The sequence below is a fragment of the Pseudobutyrivibrio ruminis CF1b genome (assembly GCF_000424005.1).
Lineage (GTDB): Bacteria > Bacillota > Clostridia > Lachnospirales > Lachnospiraceae > Pseudobutyrivibrio > Pseudobutyrivibrio ruminis_C.
Window position 1 is genome coordinate 13,916 of sequence record NZ_AUJB01000008.1, and the last position, 24,867, is coordinate 38,782.

26 protein-coding genes are annotated in these 24,867 nt (G+C 42.4%); 22 read left to right on the forward strand and 4 right to left on the reverse strand.

From position 1 onward, the window contains the following. Nucleotides 1-120 precede the first annotated feature (120 nt). From ychF to G592_RS0102430, 16 genes are all read left to right on the forward strand, one after another. Nucleotides 121-1,221 (forward strand): redox-regulated ATPase YchF, encoded by a 1,101-nt coding sequence (ychF, locus tag G592_RS0102350; RefSeq protein ID WP_028246394.1) that lies wholly within the window; start codon nt 121-123, stop codon nt 1,219-1,221. Between the two features lie 87 nt (nt 1,222-1,308). Next, nucleotides 1,309-1,545 carry a hypothetical protein gene (locus tag G592_RS0102355; protein ID WP_028246395.1) on the forward strand — a complete coding sequence of 79 codons (237 nt, stop codon included), beginning with the start codon at nt 1,309-1,311 and terminating at the stop codon, nt 1,543-1,545. A gap of 75 nt (nt 1,546-1,620) precedes the next feature. Beyond that, entirely contained in the window at nt 1,621-2,559 is a 939-nt protein-coding gene (locus G592_RS0102360; RefSeq protein ID WP_028246396.1) for an AEC family transporter, read from the forward strand. Nucleotides 2,560-2,572: 13 nt separating this feature from the next. After that, the gene (pepT, locus tag G592_RS0102365; RefSeq protein WP_028246397.1) at nt 2,573-3,790 is read left to right on the forward strand and encodes a peptidase T; all 1,218 of its coding nucleotides are present in this window, start codon (nt 2,573-2,575) and stop codon (nt 3,788-3,790) included. A 24-nt stretch (nt 3,791-3,814) separates the two neighbouring features. Continuing rightward, entirely contained in the window at nt 3,815-4,681 is an 867-nt protein-coding gene (locus G592_RS0102370; RefSeq protein ID WP_028246398.1) for a YitT family protein, read from the forward strand. Nucleotides 4,682-4,699: 18 nt separating this feature from the next. Further along, nucleotides 4,700-5,326, forward strand: a complete 627-nt coding sequence (gene udk / locus G592_RS0102375) for a uridine kinase (RefSeq protein ID WP_028246399.1) — start codon at nt 4,700-4,702, stop codon at nt 5,324-5,326. Nucleotides 5,327-5,523: 197 nt separating this feature from the next. Beyond that, nucleotides 5,524-6,288, forward strand: a complete 765-nt coding sequence (locus tag G592_RS0102380) for an AAA family ATPase (RefSeq protein WP_028246400.1) — start codon at nt 5,524-5,526, stop codon at nt 6,286-6,288. Nucleotides 6,289-6,409: 121 nt separating this feature from the next. Next, entirely contained in the window at nt 6,410-7,597 is a 1,188-nt protein-coding gene (locus tag G592_RS0102385) for a 2-hydroxyacyl-CoA dehydratase family protein (RefSeq protein ID WP_028246401.1), read from the forward strand. A gap of 94 nt (nt 7,598-7,691) precedes the next feature. Beyond that, entirely contained in the window at nt 7,692-9,242 is a 1,551-nt protein-coding gene (locus tag G592_RS0102395) for a 2-hydroxyacyl-CoA dehydratase family protein (RefSeq protein ID WP_028246402.1), read from the forward strand. Nucleotides 9,243-9,254: 12 nt separating this feature from the next. Further along, entirely contained in the window at nt 9,255-10,043 is a 789-nt protein-coding gene (locus G592_RS0102400) for an acyl-CoA dehydratase activase (protein WP_028246403.1), read from the forward strand. A 54-nt stretch (nt 10,044-10,097) separates the two neighbouring features. After that, entirely contained in the window at nt 10,098-10,256 is a 159-nt protein-coding gene (locus G592_RS17675; protein WP_176757584.1) for a hypothetical protein, read from the forward strand. 3 nt (nt 10,257-10,259) lie between these two features. Next, the gene (locus G592_RS0102410; protein ID WP_028246404.1) at nt 10,260-10,979 is read left to right on the forward strand and encodes a carbon monoxide dehydrogenase; all 720 of its coding nucleotides are present in this window, start codon (nt 10,260-10,262) and stop codon (nt 10,977-10,979) included. 13 nt (nt 10,980-10,992) lie between these two features. Further along, nucleotides 10,993-13,866 (forward strand): FAD-dependent oxidoreductase, encoded by a 2,874-nt coding sequence (locus G592_RS15395; protein WP_420329241.1) that lies wholly within the window; start codon nt 10,993-10,995, stop codon nt 13,864-13,866. Nucleotides 13,867-13,896: 30 nt separating this feature from the next. Continuing rightward, nucleotides 13,897-14,241: a hydrogenase maturation nickel metallochaperone HypA gene (locus G592_RS0102420; RefSeq protein WP_028246405.1), complete on the forward strand. Its 345-nt coding sequence runs from the start codon at nt 13,897-13,899 to the stop codon at nt 14,239-14,241. Nucleotides 14,242-14,349: 108 nt separating this feature from the next. Beyond that, nucleotides 14,350-15,231, forward strand: a complete 882-nt coding sequence (locus tag G592_RS15400; protein ID WP_242830136.1) for a M15 family metallopeptidase — start codon at nt 14,350-14,352, stop codon at nt 15,229-15,231. A gap of 14 nt (nt 15,232-15,245) precedes the next feature. After that, nucleotides 15,246-16,460 (forward strand): acyltransferase, encoded by a 1,215-nt coding sequence (locus G592_RS0102430; protein WP_028246406.1) that lies wholly within the window; start codon nt 15,246-15,248, stop codon nt 16,458-16,460. 123 nt (nt 16,461-16,583) lie between these two features. On the opposite strand, the gene G592_RS17905 is transcribed toward G592_RS0102430, so the two are convergent. Genes G592_RS17905 through G592_RS0102445 form a run of 3 tightly spaced genes read right to left on the reverse strand, consistent with a single transcriptional unit; the run spans nt 16,584 to nt 18,310 of the window. Continuing rightward, nucleotides 16,584-17,015 (reverse strand): DnaJ domain-containing protein, encoded by a 432-nt coding sequence (locus G592_RS17905; protein ID WP_028246407.1) that lies wholly within the window; start codon nt 17,013-17,015, stop codon nt 16,584-16,586. Then, nucleotides 17,012-17,869 (reverse strand): DUF5685 family protein, encoded by an 858-nt coding sequence (locus G592_RS0102440; protein ID WP_028246408.1) that lies wholly within the window; start codon nt 17,867-17,869, stop codon nt 17,012-17,014. Before G592_RS0102440 ends, G592_RS17905 begins: the two co-directional genes overlap by 4 nt. 3 nt (nt 17,870-17,872) lie before the next feature. Then, the gene (locus tag G592_RS0102445) at nt 17,873-18,310 is read right to left on the reverse strand and encodes a hypothetical protein (protein WP_242830137.1); all 438 of its coding nucleotides are present in this window, start codon (nt 18,308-18,310) and stop codon (nt 17,873-17,875) included. A gap of 247 nt (nt 18,311-18,557) precedes the next feature. On the opposite strand from G592_RS0102445, the gene G592_RS0102450 reads away from it, so the two are divergent. From G592_RS0102450 to aspS, 3 genes are all read left to right on the forward strand, one after another. After that, on the forward strand, nt 18,558-18,938 hold the full coding sequence (locus tag G592_RS0102450; RefSeq protein ID WP_028246410.1) for a metal-dependent transcriptional regulator: 381 nt from the start codon (nt 18,558-18,560) through the stop codon (nt 18,936-18,938). A 2-nt stretch (nt 18,939-18,940) separates the two neighbouring features. Next, on the forward strand, nt 18,941-19,408 hold the full coding sequence (locus G592_RS15405; protein WP_036951603.1) for a Fur family transcriptional regulator: 468 nt from the start codon (nt 18,941-18,943) through the stop codon (nt 19,406-19,408). A gap of 73 nt (nt 19,409-19,481) precedes the next feature. Further along, nucleotides 19,482-21,245: an aspartate--tRNA ligase gene (gene aspS / locus G592_RS0102460; protein WP_028246411.1), complete on the forward strand. Its 1,764-nt coding sequence runs from the start codon at nt 19,482-19,484 to the stop codon at nt 21,243-21,245. A 27-nt stretch (nt 21,246-21,272) separates the two neighbouring features. Here aspS and G592_RS0102465 read toward each other — a convergent pair whose 3' ends face one another. After that, complete coding sequence (locus tag G592_RS0102465; protein WP_028246412.1) at nt 21,273-21,839, reverse strand: ECF transporter S component; 567 nt, start codon at nt 21,837-21,839, stop codon at nt 21,273-21,275. 138 nt (nt 21,840-21,977) lie between these two features. Between G592_RS0102465 and G592_RS15410 the strand changes: the two genes are divergently transcribed. From G592_RS15410 to G592_RS0102480, 3 genes are all read left to right on the forward strand, one after another. Continuing rightward, entirely contained in the window at nt 21,978-23,282 is a 1,305-nt protein-coding gene (locus G592_RS15410) for a PLP-dependent aminotransferase family protein (protein ID WP_036951606.1), read from the forward strand. Nucleotides 23,283-23,348: 66 nt separating this feature from the next. Then, a complete protein-coding gene (locus G592_RS0102475) occupies nt 23,349-24,188 on the forward strand; it encodes a transporter substrate-binding domain-containing protein (protein WP_028246413.1) in 840 nt (279 codons plus the stop codon). A gap of 15 nt (nt 24,189-24,203) precedes the next feature. After that, nucleotides 24,204-24,860 (forward strand): amino acid ABC transporter permease, encoded by a 657-nt coding sequence (locus G592_RS0102480; RefSeq protein WP_028246414.1) that lies wholly within the window; start codon nt 24,204-24,206, stop codon nt 24,858-24,860. Nucleotides 24,861-24,867: the final 7 nt, after the last annotated feature.

Sequence of the window (24,867 nt, forward strand, 5' to 3'; positions counted from 1 at the left end):
TTTTAGACTTAAATAAATAAAATTTTTACAAATCAGCCCTAACATGGTAAGATATAACTTGCCTTGATAGGGCTATTTTTATGTATGTAAATATTTAATGTATAGATAAGGAGATATATTATGCGTTTAGGCATTGTCGGCTTACCAAACGTTGGTAAGAGTACACTTTTCAATTCACTTACAAAGGCTGGGGCTCTTGCAGCAAACTATCCATTTGCTACAATCGACCCAAATGTTGGTATTGTTTCAGTACCTGATAAGCGTCTTGATGCACTTACAAAGATGTACAACTCTAAGAAGACAGTTCCTGCTACTATCGAGTTTGTTGATATTGCAGGTCTTGTAAAGGGTGCGTCAAAGGGTGAAGGTCTTGGAAACCAGTTTCTTGCAAATATCCGTGAGGTAGATGCTATCGTTCACGTTGTACGTTGCTTCGAGGATGCAAACGTAGTTCACGTTGATGGTTCTATCGATTCACTCCGTGATATCGAGACAATCAACCTTGAGCTTCTTTTCTCTGATATGGAGGTTATGGAGCGTCGTTATTCTAAGACAGAGCGATCTGCTCGTATGGACAAGACACTTCAGAAGGAAGCTGCTATGCAGAAGCGTCTTCTTGAGCATATGGAAGCTGGCAATATGGCTAAGACTTTCGAGCTCAACGATGAGGATGAGGAAGGTTACTTCAAGGAGTACAACCTTCTTACAGCTAAGCCAGTAATCTATGCGGCAAACGTAGAGGATGAGGATCTTGCAGACGACGGCGCTAACAATAAAAATGTTCAGGCTGTTCGTGAGTATGCTGCAAAGGAAGGCTCTGAGGTATTCGTTATCTCAGCTCAGATTGAGCAGGAGATTTCAGAGCTTGAGTCAGATGAGGAGAAGCAGGAGTTCCTTGAGGCTATGGGTCTTTCAGAGTCTGGTCTTGATAAGCTCATCACTGCATCTTACAGACTTCTTGGTCTTATCTCTTACCTTACATCAGGAGAGGACGAGACACGTGCTTGGACAATCAAGAAGGGTACAAAGGCTCCACAGGCAGCTGGAAAGATTCACACTGACTTCGAGCGTGGATTCATCAAGGCTGAGGTTGTCAGCTATGATGCCCTTATGGAGAATGGCTCAATGACAGCAGCTAAGGAAAAGGGCCTTGTTCGTATGGAAGGTAAGGATTACGTTGTAGCAGATGGCGATGTAATTACATTCAGATTCAACGTTTAATCCGAGAAATTCACACATTTTTGAATATTATGTATTATTATAAGGATTATAAATAGATTATTTTATTTTCCTTTAAAGGAGGTACATATGAAGCTTACAAATATTAAAGACACAGAAGCATTTTTCAAGGTTATTGATAGCTGCACCGGTACAGTAGAGCTTGTTACTGGCGAAGGTGACAGATTAAATCTTAAGTCAAAGCTTTCACAGTTTGTATCACTTGCTAATATTTTCCAGGCCGAGGAGAGCATTCCAGAGCTTGAGCTTATTGCATATGAGCCTGATGACGCTAAGAGATTACTGGAGTTTATGATTAACCAGTAAACATAATTGAAAACTAACGGGGGCCACGCTTTATTTGTGGCCCCTTATTCATGTAATCAGCTAAGGAGCGACATAATGTTAGAGAATCTTATTTTTTGTCTTAATGCAACTGTACCAATTTTCCTTTTGATGGTTTTGGGAGGAGTATTCAGAGCCACCGGGATTTTCACTGAAGACCTGACAAAGGGTCTGAACAACTTCGTTTTCAAGATAGCTCTTCCTGTCCTTGTTTATAAGGAACTGGCCACATCTGATGTTGAAGAGCTGTGGGACACAGGTTTTATCGTATTTTGTTTTGTGGCCACATTTATCTCTATCCTTATTGGTTGGGCATTTTCATTTTTAGCCCACGACAAGCGCACCAGAACAGAGTTTATTCAGGGAACCTACAGAAGTAGTGCGGCCCTTTTAGGTGTAGGTATCGCAGTTAATCTATACGGTACAGCAGGTATGACTCCACTTATGATTATTGGAGCTGTGCCTCTTTATAATGTGGCGGCTGTAATCGTTCTTACACTTGGTCAAAGCGATGGAAAGCTTACACCGGCGCTGATCAAAAAGACTGCCATCGGAGTTATTAAGAATCCGATTATTATAGGTATTGCACTTGGAATTATTCGTTCACTTATTCCTGTGCCTATCCTTCTTCCAAAGACACTGGAGTCAGTCAGTGCTTTGGCTACACCACTTGGACTTATGGCACTTGGAGCCAGCTTCCAGATGGGGGAGGCCATCAAAAAATACAAGCCTACAATTGTGGCTACATTCTTTAAATTGATTGGATTTTGTGCCATCTGGCTGCCAGTGGCAATTGCCCTTGGATATAGTCATGACAAGCTTGTCGCAGTGCTTATTATGACTGGTTCCCCAACTACAGTTTCATCATTTGTAATGGCTAAAAGTATGGGGTATAATGGAAACGTTTCAGCAGGTATTGTTATGCTGACCACCATATTGTCTGCATTCACGCTTACAGTATGGCTTTATATTCTGAGGTCTATGGGCCTTATTTAAAGGAGAATTAATTATGAGAGCATATGAAAGATTGCTTAATTATGTAAAAATATACACCACCAGTGACGAGGACAGCACCACTGTTCCTTCAACAGCCCGTCAGTTTGATTTGGCTAAGATTTTGGTGGAGGAGCTTAAGGAGCTTGGCGTTGCCGATGCACATGTAGATGACAAGTGCTATGTTTACGGCACTATCCCTGCTACAGCAGGCTACGAGGACAAGAAGGCTATCGGCTTTATTGCCCATATGGATACAGCTCCAGATTTCACAGGAGAGAACGTTAATCCTATAGTTGAAGAAAACTATGGCGGCGAAGATGTTGTTCTTGGAACATCAGGCAGAGTTATCAAGGTGGCTGATTTCCCACATCTTAAGACATTAAAGGGACGCACCCTTATTCATACAGATGGCACTACACTTCTTGGTGCCGATGATAAGTCAGGTATCGCAGAGATTATGACTTTTGTAGAGGAGATTCTTTCAGGCAACGAGCCTCACGGCAAGATTTGCATTGCCTTCACTCCAGATGAGGAGATTGGAGCAGGCGCAGATCATTTTGATGTAGAGGGCTTCGGAGCTGATTTCGCTTACACAGTAGATGGTGGCCAGGAAAATGCAGTTGAGTACGAGAACTTCAATGCAGCAGGCGCAGAGGTTAAGTTTAACGGTGTAAACATCCACCCAGGTGATGCAAAGGACATTATGGTTAATGCAGCACTTGTAGCGATGGAGTTTAACGCACTACTTCCACCTTCAGAGGTGCCATCACAGACAGAGGGCTATCAGGGATTCTTCCATCTTACAGATATGTCAGGTGATGTTGCAGAGGCTAATCTTTCTTACATCATCCGTGACCACGATGAGGAGAAGTTTGCTTACAAGAAGAAGATTATGGAGCACGCAGCCAATATCATCAATCAGAAGTATGGCGAGGGCACATGTGAGCTTACTATAAAGGATCAGTATCAGAATATGCTTGAGATGATCAAGCCACACATGTTCTTAATAGATTATGCATTTGAGGCCTTAAAGGATGCAGGCGAGAATCCTAAGGCAGTTGCCATCAGAGGTGGCACAGATGGAGCAAGACTTTCATTTATGGGATTGCCTTGTCCAAACCTTGGAACAGGTGGATACAACTTCCACGGTCCAATGGAGCATATTACAGCGGAGGGTATGGACACAGTAGTTAAGGTTCTTCAAGGTATCGTAAAGAGATTTGCTCAGTAGTCCAGACGCTAAGGGGGAAGATAAATGTCATCAGAGAAAAGAAAAGAATTAATCATAGATATAATTATGGATGCCCTGTCAGGTTTATTCATAGGTATCGCACTTTACAATTTTGCAGCAGATGCAAAATTTCCATTGACAGGACTCACAGGTATCGCTATGATTTTCTATCAGTACTGGGGATGGAAAATCGGTATTGCCACCATCATCATGAACATTCCACTTATTATCTGGGCCTACAAGGTTCTTGGTAAAAAGTTCCTTTTAAAGTCGTTTAAGACTATGGCTATTGGCACAGTTATGATGGATTTTGTGGCACCGCTGGTGCCTAAGGTAGCTATTGGCAATATCTTTTTAAATGCCGTAGTAGTAGGTGTGTTTACAGGACTTGGTTATGCCCTTGTATACATGCGCAATTCATCTACTGGTGGAGCGGACTTCATCATGATGATTATCAAGGCGAAGCATCCACATATGTCCCTTGGAAGAATTTTCTTCATCGTGGACACTGTAATTATTGTTATCGATACCATTGCATACGCTCATTCATTTGAGGCTCTTTGCTATGGTTTTGTAATAAGCTATATTGGTTCTCTTGTAGTTGATAAGGTAATGATTTCTGCCGATGCAGGTATGATGTGTATGATTGTTACCAACAAGGCTGAGGCCATCGCGGACGCTATCGATAAAGCTGTGGAGCGTGGTACCACAATTTTTACCGCAAAGGGCGGTTACAAGGGAGATGAGAGACAGGTGCTTATGTGTGCCTGCTCAGACAAGCAGATGTATCAGGTTAATCGTGTTGCAAAGAAGATTGATGTGGATGCATTTATTGTCATCATGGAATCTAAGGCCGTTTACGGCGAGGGGTTCAAGCGTTTTAAGGGTTAAAAGTAATAAGGAGTATTTATGTCAGAGAAAATTTGCGTTCTTGGTGTAGCAGGAGGTTCTGCTTCAGGCAAGACTACAATCATCAACAAGTTACAGGACTTTTTTGGAGAGGATATTGCAGTAATCAGTCATGATGCTTACTACAAGGCTCATCCAGAGATGTCTTTCGAAGAGCGTAGCCAGCTTAACTACGACCACCCAGATTCATTTGAATCTGACAGAATGGCAGAGGATGTTAGAAAGCTTATCAAGGGTTATGCCATCGATATGCCTGTTTATGATTATGTAAATCACAACCGTTCAGCTGAAACTGTTCGTGTTGAGCCTAAGACTGTTATCGTTATGGAAGGTATCCTTATCCTTGAAAATAAGGAGCTCCGCGATTTGATGGATATTAAGATTTTCGTTGATACAGATGCTGACGAGCGTCTTATGCGTCGTATCCAGCGTGATATGATTGAGAGAGGACGTAGCATCGAGTCAATCATCGAGCAGTACTCAAAGACAGTTAAGCCAATGCATGAAGAGTTTGTTGAGCCTTCAAAGAAGCATGCTGATATCATTATCCCACGTGGTGGTGAGAACGCAGCCGGCATTGAAATGCTTACAACATATATGACCAAGAAATTACACAGTGAGGATTAATCCTCATTTGTCTTGTGCAAAGTGCTTTTTACGCCACAGTGGATTTTGTCTATTTAGGAAAAAATCCCTGTGGCTTTTTTGTTTTCCTTTATTTGTGGAATACTTCTATGCTAGAATTGAATAGCAATAATTGACAAAAATTTATCAATCTTTGACAGTTATTGAATTGTGGTAATTAAAGGGAGAAATAATTAAAGATGGAAAAGAAGCCTATAGTGTTGGCTGTTGCTGGTAAAGGTGGAGTAGGTAAGACTTCACTTGCGTCGGTGATGGTCAAGTTGTTAGTGGAAGCTTATCCAGACAAAAAAATCTTAGCAATCGATGCGGACCCAGCTGTTGGTTTGTCCACAGCACTTGGCGTGGAGCCAGAGCTTACTCTTGATGATATCAGGAAGGAAGCTGTGGAGGCGGCTGAGAATGGGGATGCCAAGGCCACTGTTGAGGTACTTGGTGAAGCCAGATATCGCATTTTCGATGCTATGGTTGAGATGGATGGCTTTTCTTTTATTGCAATCGGACGTCCTGAGGCTGCAGGCTGCTATTGCAAAATCAACACATATCTTAAAGAGGTCATCGCTCAGGTGGCCGACAATTTCGATTATATCGTTATAGACGGCGAGGCTGGTATCGAGCAGATCAATCGCCGTGTCATGGAAAAGGTTACACACCTTGTTCTTATTACCGATTCTAGTAAGAAGGGCTGTGGAGTAGTTAAGACAATCAAAGAAGTGGCAGACAACCTTGTTATGTACGACGAAATCGGAGTAGTTGTAAATCGTGTTCCATCCGAGGACGTTTTACAGTACATGGATTTGGGAGATATTCCACTTTTGGGTTGGATTCCAGCAGATGCCAATCTTACAGAGCGCGATCTAAAAGGAGAATCTGTCTTTTACATTCCGGGAGAAGCACCAATCGTAGAGGGCCTGCGTAGCTCTCTTAAGAAGATGGGTGTTTTATAAAATTTTTAAATGAGCTGGTAGCTATCAATCTCTAAGTGTTGCACAGCGAGACGTGTTAGTCGAGCGGAGCAATATCTTAGGATTGAGAGCGTAACCAGCGGAGTAGGGAGAATTGAATATTATGAAGGATTTAAAGCATTTATACTACTTTGAAAACCTTCTAATGGACGCTGATAATGATCTGGTTAGACAGGCCCAGGCTGAGGGCCGTGTCTGCGTTGGTTCAGTTTGTTATCAGATTCCAGAAGTGTTGATGAACTTAGGTAATGCTTTCACTGTAAGACTTCGTGCGCCACGTACAGGTTCCATGGAAATGGGAACCTATTACCTGACCAGTCTTTTATGTGAATATTCCAGAGCATTGCTTGAGCGTGCCATTGAAGGCGGATATCAGTTTTTAGATTGCCTTATGGCACCAGACGGATGCACCATGATCAACCGCTGCGTTGAGAACATGGAGCTCCTTAAGATGAATGACAAGGAGCATTTCTTCTACCAGTACCTAGAGGTTCCAATGAAGGCTGATGAAAATGGATTAAACCTCTATGTTGGACAGTGCAGAAGCAAAATCCTTGAACCTTTAAATGAAAAATTTGGTGTTGATATAAGTGATGAAGCTCTTAGAAAGGCAGTGGAGGAACACAACAAAATCTGCCGTCTTATCACAGAGCTTGGAAACTTCCGTAAGGAAGAGAAGCCTCGTATCACAGGATACGAGTTCCACATTATTACAATGTGTACTTATGTGTGCCCTCACGACTTACTTATTGAGAAGCTTGAGGAGACACTTGAGGAAGTCAAGAATCGTCAGCCAGACGAGAAGTGGCCATTTAGAGCAAGAGTCGCTGTGGTTGGTTCAGAGATTGACGATATTGATATGATTAAGCTTGTTGAGGATTCAGGAGCTTATGTATGCGCAGACCGTTTCTGCTTCGGTTCATTGCCGGGACGAGAGGAGATTATCCTTAATGATGAGGAGGATGTTCTTACTCAAATTTGCCGCCATTATATGATGAGCTGCATGTGCCCACGTCATATGGACACACCTAAGATGAACCGCAGACGTGAATACGTGGACGAAATCGCGCGAGAATACAAGGCAGATGGAATCATCTATGAGCAGATGAAATTCTGCGACCCATGGGCATATGAGAGAATGGTGGGAAGTCATGTTTTACGCGACGAATATGGTTATCCAGTTCTCACTATCGACCGTCCATACGCAGTAGGAAATTCCGGACAGTTACGCACCCGTGTACAGGCCTTCGTGGAGAGTATCGAAATCAAAAAAATCCAGAGGGAGGTGTGATTATGACGAAGTCAGAATCTACCATCACACCGACCGATGTGGCACTATTGCGGAAGCAATCGTGCCGATTCATTGTAAACGGAGGTAGAAAGTAATGGGAAAAGCAGTCGGCAGCTCACAGCTTGGAAAGCTTTATAGTGGTGATAAAAAGGTTTTCAAGCATCGTGAATGGAGAGGAATTAAAGACACTTGGTACGATTACACCAGATGGCTTGGAATCATGGCCATGCTGGGAAAGTTTATGCTTCATCCAAAGAATGTAAAGGGATTCTTTAGATATCGCTGGATGCTCAATTATCTGGCTGTGCCAATGATGATTGACAAGCATTCAATGGGTCTTCGTGGCCCACAGCTTCGCATTTGTCGTGAGGAATACGATTTGGTTGCCTCAGACGTTGCAAAGCTTCTTACAAAGATCTTTTCTATGGATCAGAATCTTGGCGCAAAGCCTGAGAAGTCAAAGCATGTAGTCCTTATGGATGAAAATGAGATGACCAACATCATGTGTGGTTTCCCAAATCTTGAAGGACTTAGTTGGGAGACAGCAAGCTGTTATGTTTGCGTACTTCTTCAGGGAGATGCCATGACACATTATCTTGATGTAGTTCAGGAATGTGGTATGCCTGGTGATGTTTGCCCTATGCCGGCATCTGAGGCAGGTATCTGTATCGATGGAGATATGCCAATCTTTGGTAAGTGCGCTGTTCAGTGTAACACTACCTGTGATGGTTCTCTTATGGGAAATGGTGTTATTTCAAGAGCTCTTGAGCGTAATGGAATTCCAGTTCATCAGCTTGCTACACCACTTCGTCATACTGAGCCAGGGGTACAGGACTACGCTGCACAGGAGGTTAGAAACGCTATTGCTTTCATCGAGGAGCAGACAGGAGAGAAGTTCGACTGGGATTACTACTTCGAGTGTGCAAAGCGAATCAACATCGGTGCACAGGAGTGTACAGAATGGCTTGAGCTTTCTAAGACAGATTATCCACAGGTAATTGGAAACAACATTCTTCTTTACCGTGAGACAGAATACATGGCTATTGCTGGTAAGGTTTCAGCTTTTGCCAAGCTTGATAAAAAGATTACAAAAATGGCTACAGAGGCCTACAAGAACAAGACAATGCTTGCAAAAGAGTACCGCCATCGTGCAGTAATCTGGGGCGTTCAGTCACAGTTCTATACAGATTTTGTAGCATGGCTGTTAAATTGCTGGGGAATTCTTCCACTTTTTGATATGCTTACTATGGTCTCTCTTGATCCTATTTCAGAGGATGACAAAGAGCAGGCTATTTACGACATGGCTCACCAGTACGAGAACATGATTATGAGAAACCGTACCCATGGTGGTTACGAGGTTCTTCTTGATGATTTATGGCGTTACTGTGAGGAGTTCAATGCGGATATGGTAATCCTTTGGGAGCACATCGCCTGCAAGGCCCTTGATGGTATGCATGGCATGTTCGAGCAGCAGGCTCGTGAACACGGCATCAAGCTTGTTTGGGTAAACCACGATCTTTATGATCCACGCGTTATCCCACGCAAGAATCTTCGCCAGGATGTAAACCGCTACATGCGCTCAGTCCTTCGCGAGGAGCCACTTGACCCATCGTTAGAGGATTATGATGATACTAATTTATGGTAGGAGAATAATAGTATGAAATATTTTGGTGGATGTGATTCCGGCTCTACATACACAAAGTGTGTAATCATTGATGAGACCGGTAAGATGGTAGCTGATGTGACTCTCAAAAGCCGCATCAATGCAGTGCTCTCATGCCAGGATGCCCTTGATCAGGCGGTGGCTCAGGTTCCAGAGCTTAATAGCGCTGAGGATTTAACATATCTTGTAGGTACAGGATACGGCCGTAACAAGGTACCATTTGCAGATGAGAACATTTCAGAGATTAGCTGTCATGCCATGGGTGTGCACGTTGCAGACCCTGAGGTAAAGGCTATAATCGATATCGGTGGTCAGGACGTTAAGGGTATCGCTGTTGATACAGACGGTACAGTTCTTAACTTCGCCATGAATGATAAATGTGCAGCAGGTACAGGCCGTTTCTTCGAGGCAATGGCCAGAGCATTTGAGATGGATTTGGACGAGTTCTCAAATCTTTCTCTCAAGGCTAAAAACGTTATTCCAATCACTGCTCAGTGTACAGTATTCGCTGAGTCAGAGGTTATCTCACTTGTTGGTGAGGGTAAGCCTATGGATGAAATTGCTGCAGGTATCGAGCTTTCAGTTGCAAAGCGCTGCTTCGTAATGTCGAAGAAGGCTGGCGCTGTTGATAAGATTACACTTACAGGTGGCTGCGCAAAGAATGCGGGGCTTAAGGCTGCAATTGAGCAGGTTCTCAAGCTCAAAGTCATCGAGCTTCCAATTGATCCACAGCTTATGGGAGCACTTGGAGCCGCTGAGTTTGCACGACAGAAAGGAATGTAGTTAGCCTTCCCCTTGAGGGGAAGGTGGCCTGAAAGGCCGGATGAGGTGTTAATTATGTTAAAAGTTTTATTAATTATTGCAATAGTTTTCATCTGCTTATTCGTATTATCGCTGATTGTATATTTCTTCAATTTGGATATGAAGCTTACAAGCGCTATTCAGCCATTACTTGCTAAGCACTACGACAAGATAAAGAGAGATAGAAAGATATAATCAATGAAGCTATATGATGAGACTATAAAGTGCATTATGTCTTCACTGGATGGGGCACCATTAAAGCAGCTTGATATCGCAAATGCGAATTGGGCTGACGCTGGTGACCACAATCTTATCCTTAGAGCAGACATGGCTTATGAGCTTGGTGGCGGTACCTGTCCAGCAGTTAGTGCAATGGGCGTCACAGCAAGCACAGAGCTTGTCTCAGCTGATGAGGTTTATCTTCTTGGTCCTGATTTGTCAGAGATTAAAGAAGACCAGCCTTATGCCAGAATTGCTCTAGTAAGGGTGGCAGAGGATAGCCTTGGGGATGGCAATGTACTTTATAATGCTATTAGAAAAATCGAATATGTGAGATATCACATTAATCCAGAGGGGTACATGACTCGTATCTCTGCATCAAATGGCAGGGAGCCGGTTAGAGTCAGCAGGGAGGCCATTGATAAAGGTCTTGGCTTTGCCCAGGTAGGTAAGCTTTTCCTGGATAAATATCATGAAAATAAAAATATTGAAGCTGTAAAGCTCATATTTATAACTCAGCCAGATTTTGATTACAAAGCATTGGCTGAGAATTCACGTCATCTTGAGGAGATCACTGGCACAATCGATCATATCTTCAAGAACGTGACAATGGACTGCGGAAGCTGTTCATTACAGCAGATTTGTGACGAAGTTGAGGGTCTTCGTGAGCTGCATTTTAAAGAAAGAAAGGGAGTATAAGGAAATGCCAGAAATGAGTAAAGCAGTCATTCCACCACACATGAATGACAAGGCACCAAGCGACAAGATTATCAAGCTTGGAAGAAAAATTACAGACGTTGCTGGGCACAAGATGTTCGGCGTAAAGGTTGAAGATCCAGAGTACTGGGGTCTTGCAGAAATCGTTACAGAGGAGATGGCTGAGGTTGGTCTTACTATGAAGCTCCGCCATCATTACACATTTGCAGAAATGTGCAACATGAATCCTGAGAAGGCAAAGGACAAGGAAGCATTCCAGAAGCTTCTTGACGAGATGTCATACATCGGTCTTTTAGAGTACGATTACGGCGATCACTACGATCATAACGGACGTACAGCTGAGCCTTCAGAGAGAAGATATTGTCTTCCAATGTTCGTTCCAGGTTCTGCTGAGCTTTTCAACATGGAAGAGTCAGTTCCTGGCGAGCGTTCAAATCATAGATTAAAAGAGCATCCAGCTCTTGCATCATTCTTCGAGAGAATGACATTCATGCCACTTGATGGTCTTACACACCTTATCCCACCAGGAGGCGCTGGTGTAGGTATGCACGTTATCCCTGTTGAGAAGGCTATCGAGTTCGAAAATGAGAAGTTAGACCTTGAGCAGATTTCATACTGGCTCAAGAAATACGAAGGCCACATCGGTGTTGGTCAGTGCTCATGCCGTGTATCAAGAGCTTGCCTTGAAGAAGGTTGCGGCGATGACGAGATGAACTGGTGTATCGGTCTTGGTGATTTCGCTGACTACTGCCGTGAGACTGGCAAGGGTCACGACATCACATACGAGGAGGCTATGCGCATCGTTGAGCGTGCTGAGACTCTTGGTTATGTTCACCAGATTACAAACATCGATGGTGAGAACAAGATCTTCGGTCTTTGCAACTGTAACGTAAATATTTGTAATGCCCTTCGTACATCACAGCTTTTCAACACACCTAACATGTCACGTTCAGCTTACACAGCTCATGTTGAAGCTGAGAAGTGTGTTGCCTGCGGTAAGTGCGTAGAGTACTGCCCAGCTGGTGCTGTTAAGCTTGGCCAGAAGCTTTGCAAGAAGGACGGAAGCCAGGTTGAGTATCCAAAGGTAGTTCTTCCAGACAGAGTTCACTGGGGTAAGGAAAAGTATGATGAGGATTATCGTGATAACAACCGTAAGAACTGCTACGAGACAGGTACAGCTCCATGTAAGGTAGCTTGTCCTGCACACGTTTCTGTTCAGGGTTATGTAAATATGGCTAAGGAAGGACGTTACGAGGACGCTCTTGCCCTTATTAAGAAGGACAATCCATTCCCAGCTATCTGTGGTCGTGTATGTAACAAGAGATGTGAAGCTGCTTGTACACGTGGTACAATCGACGCTCCTGTTGCTATCGACGACATTAAGAAGTTTATTGCTGAGCGTGACTTACACGCTGAGACAAGATACATTCCACCAATCGACATCCCTTCAAACCGTTTAACACAGTGGGATGACAAGATTGCTATTATCGGTTCAGGCCCTGCAGGTCTTTCATGTGCTTACTACCTTGCAACAAAGGGTTATAAGCCAACAGTATTCGAGAAGAACAATCGTCCAGGTGGTATGCTTACATGGGGTATCCCTTCATGGAAGCTTGAGAAGGACGTAGTTGAGGCTGAAATCGATGTTATCCGTCAGCTTGGCGTAGAGATTAAGTGCGGCGTTGAAGTTGGTAAGGATATCACTCTTGATGAGCTTCGTGCTCAGGGTTACAAGGCATTCTATGTTGCAATCGGATGCCAGGGTGGAAAGATTCCACCAATCCCAGGTACAGATGCTAAGGAAGGTATCGACATCGCTGTTACATTCCTTCACAAGGCTACAGAAGACCAGAACCAGAAGATGGATGGCAATGTAGTTGTTGTCGGTGGTGGTAACGTAGCTATCGACTGTGTGCGTACAGCTGCTAGATTTGGTGCTGGCAAGCCTCAGATGTTCTGTCTTGAGCAGAGAAATGAGATGCCTGCAAACAATATTGAAATTACAGAGACACTTGAAGAGGATATCGCAATCAACAATGGTTGGGGTCCAAAGGAAATCCTTAAGGATGAGCAGGGCAACGTAGCTGGTATCGTATTCAAGAAGTGTACATCAGTTAAGGATGCTGAGGGCAAGTTCAATCCTCAGTACGATGAGAACGAGACTATGACTGTAGAGTGCAAGAACATTATCTTCGCTATCGGTCAGGGCATCGAGTGGGGCGGACTCCTCGGTGATGGAAAAGAAAAGGTAGAGTTCTGGCACGGCAACTACCCAGTGGCAGATCACCTTACATACCAGACAGCACAGCCAGACATCTTTGTTGGTGGTGATGTTTACTCAGGTCCTAAGTTCGCTATCGATGCTATCGAGGCTGGTAAGTGCGCTGCTGATTCACTTCACAGATTTGTTCAGCCAGGATGCTCTATGACAATCGGTAAGAACCGTCGTGATTTCATCGAGCTTGACAAAGACAATATTCTTGTGGAAGAATATGATACAGCAGGACGTAATGAGCCTGCTATCGATACAAGCATTGATATGAAGCATTCATTTAGAGATGCTCACCTTACTCTTACAGAGGAGCAGGTTAAGGCAGAGGCTAGCCGTTGCCTTAAGTGTGGTGCGTCAGTGGTTGATGAGAATAAGTGTATCGGATGTGGTGTCTGCACAACTAAGTGTGCATTTGATGCTATCCACCTTCACAGAACTCATCCAGAGTGCACACACATGGTTCCAGCTGAGGATAAGTTCAAGCATATCGGTGCTTACGCACTTAAGCGTGCTGCAAAGGTTGCCTTCTCTAAGAAGACAGAGGCTGAGAAGCAGGCTGAGCGCGAACACAAGGAGTATAAACGTAATCATAAATAATGATTACAGTGCAATTAGAAAGGGTAGTATATGCACGAATTAGGGATTGTATTTCATGTCGCTAAGCAGGTAGAGGAAGTTGCCGCGCAAAATGGCGCTGAGCACATCAGCGAGGTTGTTCTCTCAATTGGCGAGGTTTCTACAGTCATCCCAGATTATCTGATCGATTGCTGGGCATGGAATGCAAAGAAATATCCAAGACTTGATGGCAGCAAGCTTGTCTGCGAGACCATCAAGGCCGTTACTTTCTGCGAGGATTGTAAGCAGGAGTATGAGACAGTTGCCTACGGAAAGACTTGTCCACATTGTGGCAGCGGCAACACATATCTTGTTACTGGTAATGAGGTAATTCTTAAAGAAGTTATAGCGGACTAAATGAGAAATCCCACGGTGATGCCGTGGGATTTTTTTATGTTAAAATTTGGAATGGATTTCAATTATGATAAAATTATAGCAGACTAACATATACAAGAGGGTGTGGATATGTTTAAGATAAAATATATATTGCTGCTTTTACTTGTTTTATGTTTGTGTGGCTGTGGAAATCAGATTTCAAAAGATGACTCAGCTGTAGATAATCAACAGACAGTGCAGCAGATTCAGAAAAAAGAAAAAATTGATGAAAAGACATTAGATGAAGATGTAGAAGTTGAAACATCTGAATCTGATGAACTTGCAAAAACGGAAGAACCTGAGGAAGAAATAATGGATGAAAATACAGTGACAAATACAGTGACAAATACAGTGACAAATACAGAAGGCTTCTACTCCCTAGAATTCGACGAGACCAGCGATATCTTTGCTAGAATAAAAGGCAAGTCCTACAAGGATAATTGCACTGTCCCTGTATCAGATTTAAGATATTTACATGTCATGCATATTGGATTTGATGGTCAGCCACATGATGGTGAGATTATTTGTAACAAGTATATCTCAGAGGATTTGCTGGAGATATTTGAAGCCCTATATGAGGCCCAGTATCCTATAGAGAAAATCAGACTTGTGGATGAGTACGATGCTGATGATGAAAGCTCTATGGCTGACAACAATTCATCCAGCTTCAATTTCAGATTTATCAGCTATACTACAAAGATTTCCAAGCATGGCTACGGTCTTGCCATGGACATCAATACTTTGTACAATCCTTATGTGAAAACAGTTAATGGTCAGCTTTCTATCGAGCCTGCCAATGCAGCAGCTTATGTTGACCGCAGTCAGGATTTTTCACATAAAATTGATGAGAATGATTTAGCTTACAAGCTCTTTACAGAGCATGGCTTTGAGTGGGGCGGTGCCTGGAAAAAGTCCAAGGATTATCAGCATTTCGAGGTGCCAGACTCAGTGGTAAAGAAGCTTTACAACTAAGGAGAATAGACATAATGAAAAAAATTGCATCTACTATCTACTGGCTGGTGGTAGCAGCCTGTGGTTTAGTGCTGTTGAACTATACAAGCTATGTGAAACCACAGTGGATTTTCTTTGGAATAGCAGCTGCCATCGGTTGCGGCATTTGCATATTTAAATCATATAAAAATGAGGACTATGTAGCCCAGACTTTAGCCATTCCTAAGAACAATAACAGAAATCCAGTGTACGATTACCTTAGACTGGTGGCAGTGCTTTTAGTTATCATTATCCACGTTCTTAACCTGGATTTGAGACTGGCAGCAGATATGGCTGGCACAGGTATCTACAACACCATGAACTATATCCGCTGCTGGAGTGGTAATTGCAACACTTTCTTTATCATGATTTCCGGCGCACTTTTGCTTGTAGATAAGGATGAATCCGTATTTACGTTTTACAAAAAACGACTTCTCAGAATTGCCATTCCATTGGTAGTTTATTATCTCTGGTATTTATGGCAGTACGAGAAGATTGGTGTGCTTACCTGGAAAGAGATTACCTACAAGATTTTGTCGGCAGATGTTTATACAGACAATGTTCCTCATTTCTGGCTTGTATATGAGATTGTGGCCATTTATGTGGCAGTTCCATTCCTTAGAATCATGCTTAAGAACATGTCATATACAATGCTGACACAGCTGGTGACTATTACATATGTGCTTTCCATATTCATGAAATTCTTCCCAAATCAGATTGGAACAATCATACCTCTTTCTGGCTGGTGTGGAGTAGCCATAATAGGATACTGGTATAGCAGGGAGGAGTCACGAAATCTTGATACATTGATGATTGTTGCCGGAGTATTGGTAAGCATTTTAACCTATTTCAAGATTGATCCAAATATGGCTTATCAGGAATCAATGACAGGACTGACACATTACTTTATAATCACAGTTCTTGCAGTATTTGCCATTTGCTTCAAGCTTCAAAAGCATCTTAAGAATTTCTACTTCCTAAGACTTGTTAGCAAATACAGCTATGGAATCCTTTTGATTCATATGTGGGTGCTGTTTTTCGTCGTAAAAAATATCATTCACATTTCATCAGTGATGTATAAGGGCGTGGGATTCATTCTTCTGGTGATAGCCACACTGCTTATTTCCACAGTAGCAGCGTACCTGATAGAAAATCTTTTTATAGATATTTTCAATACAGTAATTGCACTGTTTGATAAAAAGAATAATTAGAACGATAAAGACCCTCGGGTGGCTGAAACCCGAGGGCCTTTTTGTGTGTGCATATTCGTTCAAGAACATGCAGATATAGGGAGAAAATATATGATAGGTCCGAATGACCTGGAAATAATCTAATTAAAAGAAACAGCATATGTTGCACAGCAGATTTAAAATAATCATGCTTGCGCACCAGCGGACAACACCGAAGTATGGGCGATTGTAGCCATAATAATATCTCTTGTATTCATACCAGTTGTCATAGTCCTGCTGATTCTGATTTTGGTTGCCATAGTTGCCATAAGGGCCGTAATTATTGTAAGGCCCATAGTTGGCAGACTGGCTATTATTATAAAAATCCTGATAGAAAGGTCCGCCATTCTGGCGCTCATCCATGATGCGATTGTAAGCTGCCTGAATTTCTTTGAATTTCTCTTCAGCCGCTTCTTTATTGGGATTGTTTATGTTGGCATCAGGATGGTACTTTCTACTGAGACTTCTGTAAGCTTTTTTGATTTCGTCTTCAGAAGCATTTCTTGATACACCTAAAATGCTATAAGGATCTGTCATCTACGATTCTCCTTGGAATTATTTTTTCTCTTTTCTTTAAGCTGAAGATATTCGTATCTGGTCCATACTCCTGAGTAAATAATGTTTCTCAGAATATCTACATTATCGACTATTGGAAGCCTCTCAAAGGACTTTGCACATTCCGTCATTAGGGATGTGAGATTGATTTTTACAAAGCACTCAAACTCCTTTGGTGATTCCCTTTTCATAAACAGGAGAGGATTGTAACTACCTCTTTTTTCATCCTTTTTTATGTCATCATAGGCATCAATTAAATAAATGAATTTGCCCATGTAATAACCCATACAGTGAAGGGTCTGTCCCCAGGAATCCTGCTTCCAGTTGAACAGTTCACCTAGCATTTCGCCGGTGTAGCCTGAGACAAGGTCAATGTTTGTTTCGCCTGATTTTTCAGCGATTGTCAGCTTGTTGATATAATCCTCAACCGCCGCTGTTTGTCTAGGATATTTGGCACTTATTCTGTCGTAATCCTTTTTTAAGGAATTGGCAGCCATGCCAGAAAGCTTAGAGCCATCGTCAGCGTAATTATCCATAAGGCTATGGTAGGAAAGAATAATATCCATAGCTGCTGCGTATTCCATAGCTTCACTGGAAAATCCATTTTTCTTTTTGGCGGGATGAATCATGCATCTGAAATCTTCCTGATTAAGCTGAGGCTCGTAAAGGCTTTGAAGCAGTATAGCCAAAAAGCATAAATCAAAATTAAGAAGCATCTGGCCTTTGACTCCGGCCTGCTTACCTAACTCTCTGCACAAGCCACAGTAGAAGCTTTGATATGTACGCTTGTCCTCGGGGGACAGCTGACTTCGATCTGCGTTAATATATCCAAACAATAGTTATACCTTCTTAATGAACTGAGTGTGACATCTGCTACAGTTAACCTGAATCTTACCTCTGCCTCTAGGTGCTCTAAGCTTTTGCTTGCAGCTAGGACATTTGAAAATCTTGTAGGTTCTTCGCTGTTCCATGTTGTAACGAGCTTTGATAATGCTGTTTCTAACATTTGGTGTAAGTCTCATAAAGAAGCCTCTAATCTTAGCTGTCTTCTGAAGAAACATTTGATTTTCGTAGTATCTTTTCTGATAGTTCTTAGAAAACATTCTCCAGATGCTATAAACGAGGCATGCCATTGCAAGCAGGTAGGCTATATTCGAATGGGTGAACATTGTAACTATCATTAGAATCATGGCAACCCATGTGAAGGTTCTGCCAAGGGCATCTACGCCAGTTCTTCCGGCAAATAACTGTGCCATTCTGTATCTGAAATTGTTCATGAGCTTCCTCCTTAACAATTAGCTTATCTGCACTTTAAAGGTTTGAAACTTGTCCGTCAACACTTTATAATCCGATTTAATAAAAGTTTAATAAATGCTTTAGAAAGCTTGATAAATTGCTGATGTTAGGTTAAACTAACTTTAGTTTAACAAGTTGCACAGAAGTTGGAAATATGGTACTCTTAATTTACGGTGAGTTGTGTGCAATTGATTCACCCAAGGTTCCAAATAACAGGAGGTTTTTATTTTGAGAACATTTGTAAATGAGTCTTCAGAAAACTATTTAGAGACAATTCTTATACTTAGCAAGAAGCTCCCAGTTGTTCGTTCTGTAGACATTGCTAACGAGTTAAATTTTAAAAAATCATCAGTCAGCATAGCTATGAAGAATCTTCGTGAGAAGAATCACATTACAGTTACTGACGCTGGATATATTTACCTAACAGATGAAGGAAAGGCTATCGCAGAGATGATTCTCGAGCGCCATGAGCTTATTACTGATATTCTTGTGAAGCTTGGTGTAGATGAGGAGATTGCATCTGAGGATGCATGCCGCATTGAGCACGTAATCAGTAAGGAAAGCTTTAAGGCTGTTCGTGATTATGCGAAGGATAAGATTTTAAAGTAATTATGGATATTGCAGTAAACAACAGTGAACAAAGAGACATAATTGTACAGCAGCTTAGAGAAGCTGGCTGTCGCATTACAAAACAGCGCCTTGTGGTTTTGGATATCATTCTTAATTCAGACCCTTCCTGTGTGAAGGAGATTTACCGCGAGGCTATAAAAATCGATAAAAATATAGGTACTGCCACAGTTTACCGTATGGTAAATACCCTTGAGGAGATTGGCGTACTTAATCGCAAGAATATGTATCAGGTAGATTGTACAGCCTGTGAGCAGCACTGTAAGGATGAGGACTGCGATCCAAACTGTCCAGGAGGTAGCTGTGTTGCATGTGAGACCAACGTAGTTGTCACTTTGGACGACGATTCAAAGATAGTGTTGAACAGAGCAGATTTACAGGATATTTTGTACGAGGGATTGAAGGCAAAAGGCCGAATTTCTGACCAGAAGATATCTAGACTTGCGTATTAAAAAGGTGTATTATAAAAGGGCTGTCAAACCGTTGGCAGCCCTTAGTTTTATTTATTAGAAGAGGAGATATAAAATGACTCAGTCACGTACACACAACTGTAACGAGCTTCGTCTTTCAGATGCTGGCAAGCAGGTTACTTTAGTTGGTTGGTTCGAAAACATTAGAAAGGTGTCTAAGAATCTTGGATTCGTTATCCTTCGTGATTTCTATGGCACTACACAGATAGTTGTTGAGACAGAAGAGATGATGGCTGTTATCGATTCTGTTAATAAGGAATCTACAATCTCTGTTACTGGAGAGGTTCGTGAGCGTTCTTCTAAGAACACAGAGCTTCCAACTGGTGAGATTGAGGTCGTTCCTACATCAATTGAGATTCTTGGAAAGTGTACTCACAACGAGCTTCCATTCGAGATTAATCGTTCAAAGGAAGCTGACGAGAATACACGTCTTAAATATCGTTATCTTGATCTTCGTAACCCAGAGGTTAAGAGCAAGATTATCCTTCGTAGCAAGATCGTAGCAGAGCTTCGTGCTTCTATGATTGCTCACGATTTCATGGAGATTACTACTCCAATTCTTACATGCTCATCACCTGAGGGTGCTCGTGATTACCTTGTTCCAGCTCGTAATCACCCAGGAAAGTTCTATGCACTTCCACAGGCACCACAGCAGTTCAAGCAGATTCTCATGGCATCTGGTTTTGACAGATACTTCCAGATTGCACCATGTTTCCGTGATGAGGATGCTCGTGCAGACCGTTCTCCAGGAGAGTTCTATCAGCTTGATATGGAGATGGCATTTGCATCTCAGGAAGATGTCTTCGCAGTTATCGAGGATGTACTTCCACCTATCTTTGCTAAGTATGGCGTTTACAATTCAGCTTCTACAGCTCCATTTGTACGCATTCCATATCTTGAGTCAATGGACAAGTACGGTTCAGATAAGCCAGATCTTCGTATTGACCTCGTTCTTCAGGACGCTACAGAGGTTATGGCTGATTGTGGATTCGGTCCATTCGAGGGCAATGTTGTTAAGGCTATCGTTGTTGATGGCCTCAACGCTACACGTAAGCAGATTGATGCTATGATCGCTGAGGTAGAGGTTGCTACAGCTCAGAAGACATACTGGTTCAAGCTTGATGAGAATGGTGAAATCGTTGGTGGTATCGCTAAGTTCCTTCAGGAGAGAAAGCAGGCAGTCATCGATGCACTTGGTCTTAAGCCAGGCGATTTCGTTGGTCTTGCAGCAGGTCCACTTCTCGTTGCTCAGAAGACAGCTGGTGTATTCAGAAAGCTTCTCGGTGCAGCTGCAGAAGGTCACATGAAGAAGGATACTTACGAGTTCTGCTGGATCGTTGATTTCCCAATGTACGAAATCGGCGAGGAGTCAGGCGAGCTCGAGTTCTGCCATAACCCATTCTCTATGCCACAGGGCGGAATGGATGCTCTTAAGAATAAGGCGCCACTTGATATTTTAGCTTACCAGTACGACTTAGTATGTAACGGCGTAGAGCTTTCATCAGGTGCTATCAGAAACCATGATCCAGAGATCATGATTGAGGCATTCAAGCTTGTAGGTCTTGGTGAGGATGATGTTAAGGCTAAGTTCCCAGCTATGTACAATGCATTCACATATGGTGCACCACCACACGGCGGTATCGCTCCAGGTGTAGACCGTATGGTTATGCTTATCGCTGGTGAGGAAGCTATCCGCGAGGTTATTCCTTTCCCAATGAACAAGAACGCACAGGATATCATGATGGATGCTCCTGCAACAGTAGAGCAGAAGCAGCTTGACGATGTACACATCGCAATCGTGATGCCAAAAGAGGATTAATAAAGAAAATAAAATTGGCTACCAACTTTAGTTGGTAGCCAATTTTTTTATGAACGGATAAAGAATAGTTGAAATGACAACTCCGAACACACCCTGAATGATATTTGGTACGATGCCTGCCAGGGAGGCGATAACTCCAGCTGAAATAGATGTGTGATTTACAACTGAGAGCATGAATATTTCGAAGATGAAATATCCAAGCACCATGACAGCCTCGCCTGCGATTCCAGAAATAATTAGGGTAGGTAGCTCAGTTTTATTACTGAGTAATCTGGAAAGTGTTTTGAATACCACGTATCCAACGAGGGCTGTCAGTGCCTTGATAACGAATGTGGCTGGAACATAAATGAAATAGCCGCCAATCAAATCTGAAAGAGCTGAGCCAATGCCTGCTGCCAGGGCGCCCCAAAGAGGTCCAAGCAAAAGGCCAGATAATAATACAAAACCGTCGCCTGGGTGAATGTAGCCCATGGTAGGTGTTGGGACTTTTATAATCATTGTGCCCACACAGGTAAGTGCTGCCATCAGTGCTGCGATGATAACTTTTCTTGTTTCAATTCTGTTTGCTGAGTAATGTGTTGCTGAGCTATCCATGATGTTCCTCCTAAACTCAAATGCCAAATAAATACCGATTAAAAAGAAATGCTTTCTTTTTTGTTATGTTGGGGCTATAATACCACCAAACTGATACCTAAAAAATGGACAAAAATAGATAAAAAATAGGGGACAGATATGAAGGTATATGAAAAGGTCTACAATTATTACATTGAGCAGATGAAGGAAGGCACCCTGAAAAAGGGTGATAAAATCCCGTCTTTAAGGGAAACAGAGGGGATTTTGGATGTGAGCCGAACCTCGGTGGAAACAGGATATATGCAGCTGGCAGCAGATGGATATATTTATTCTGTGGAGAAGGTGGGATTTTTTGTTTCAGAGATGGCAGAGCAACTTTCTGTCATAGATAAAAACAACCAAAGTCAGTCAAAAGAATCAAATCAGAAAAAGTCCAAAGCGAAACCTGTGGCAAAGTACGATCTTGCCACTATCGGAGAGGACAAAAGAAGTTCCTGCCTGGATTTGTGGAGACGTTACATGAAATCTGCCCTGAGACAGGAAGAGAGACTACTTACCTATGCCAAGAATCAGGGTGAGGATGACCTTCGAGAAGAAATCGCCAGCTATGTTAGAAAGAACAGAAATATCATTTGTTCCCCAGAGGATATAGTAATCGGTGCTGGTTTCCAGAGTCTTCTTATTATCCTGATGGGACTTCTTGATGGTGAGAAGAGCATATCATTCCCTACCAGGAACTTCTCAGATGGTGCTGCGGTATTTAGCAACGGAGGCTATGAAGTCAGCTACAGAAACAAAGAAAGTCATGTGATTTATGTAACCCCATCCTACATGACCAAGTGGGGAGAAATCATGACAATGAAGCGTCGTCGCGAGCTGATAGAGCATGCCCAAAAGAACGACCATCTGATAATAGAGGATGACTATCAGAATGAATTTGTATTTTCCAGCAAGCCAACACCTAGTTTGTATGCCATGACAGGTGGTGACAGAGTAGCCTTCTTAGGTTCTTTTTCACGAATCCTTTTACCTAGTGTCCGTATAAGTTTCCTTATACTTCCTAAGGGATATCGCGACCGATATGCTCAGATGCAAACCCTCTATAACCAGACAGCATCAAAGGCGGAGCAGATAGCCCTGACCCAGTTCCTCCGTGATGGTCACCTTAACAGACATATCAAAAAGACTGCCAGACTATACGAGGATAAAAGAAAAAAATTCCATGACCTGCTAAAAAAATATTTCAAAGATGATTCGGAAATCTATATGGGAAACAGTGGAATGGAGATAGGCCTTGTTATCCATAAACCTAATCTCTCTGCTAAAATCAAAGCTTCAGGAGTGGATGTGTATATTGTAGATGAAGGGGAAGAAACCACTACACTGTTATTGTCCTGTGGTATTATTGAAGAAAGTGAAATGGAGGCTGCAATTAAAAAATTATATATAGGTTTACAAAAATAGTTTAGTGTGGTAGAGTGATAAAGTAATAAAGCAATGGAACTAAAAAGAAATGAGGAGAGTATAAATATGAGGAAGAAGATTATTGCATTACTTTTATCAGCTTCTATGATGGCAGCGTCTTTTGTAGCATGTGGTTCTAAGGGACCTAATGACTCTGGCGACACAGCTTCAGCTCCACAGCCTGAGGAGACAGCCACAGAAAGTGATGTGGCATATATCCAGGGCAAGGGTACTCTTTTAGTGGGTATCACTGATTTCGCACCAATGGATTATAAGGATGATGGGGGAGAGTGGATCGGCTTTGACGCAGATTTGGCAAAGAAGGTCGCTGAGAATTTAGGCGTAGAAGTAGAGTTTGTGGAAATCGATTGGGACAATAAAATCTTAGAGCTTCAGAATAAATCAATCGATGTTGTATGGAATGGCATGACACTTACACCTGAGGTTACCAGCTCAATGGAATGCTCAAAGGCATACCTTAACAACGCTCAGGTAGTTGTAGTTCCTGCTGATAAGGCAGATTCAATCAGGACTGCAGAGGATGCAGCAGCACTTAGCTTTGCAGTAGAGTCTGGTTCAGCAGGTGAGGCAGCAGCAGAGGAGAACGGTTTCGATTATGTAGCTGTTAAGTCTCAGGCTGATGCAGTTATGGAAGTAGCTGCTGGTACATCAGAGGCTTGCATCATTGACCTTCTTATGGCAGGTGCAATGATTGGTGAGGGTACAAGCTATCCAAACCTTGCACACACAGTAGAGCTTACTACAGAGGAATACGGCATTGGTTGCCGCAAGGGATCTGATTTAGCAAAATATATTAATGAGCAGCTCAAGACACTTTACGATGATGGAACAATGACTGACATTGCCACAGAGTACGGTGTACAAGAAGCAGTAGTGGCTCAGTAATTCAAAGGAAGAAATATGTTTACAACAGTTACGATGTCTTTATTTGAGGGTTTCTTAGGAACCCTCAAATTGTTTAGTTTAACACTTTTATTTTCACTGCCACTTGGACTTATCATAAGCTTTGGCTCCATGAGTAAGAGTCCCATTATCAGATGGCCTATCAGATTTATCATCTGGGTTGTTAGAGGAACTCCACTTATGCTGCAGCTTTTGGTTATCTTTTACGGCCCAGGTATCTTCTTTGGTGCCAATCTTTGGGGCTCAGGAGATGGTGGAAGATTTACAGCAGCCTTAGTTGCATTTGTATTCAACTACGCCTGCTATTTCAGTGAAATCTTTAGAGGAGGAATCCAGTCTATCCCAAAGGGACAGTACGAGGCAGCTGCAGTACTTGGTCTCACCAAGTCTCAGACTTTCTTTAAGATTGTGCTTCTTCAGGTAGTGAAGAGAATTGTTCCACCTATTTCAAATGAGGTAATCACTCTCGTAAAGGATACATCCCTTGCAAGAGTTATCGCATTCTACGAAATCATCTGGGAAGGTGAGCGATTCATCAAGAGTGCCGGTATCATCTGGCCACTTTTCTACACAGGTGCATTCTACCTTATTTTCAGTGGATTACTTACATTGTTGTTTGGATACATTGAAAAGAAACTTGATTACTTTAAATAATTTGGAG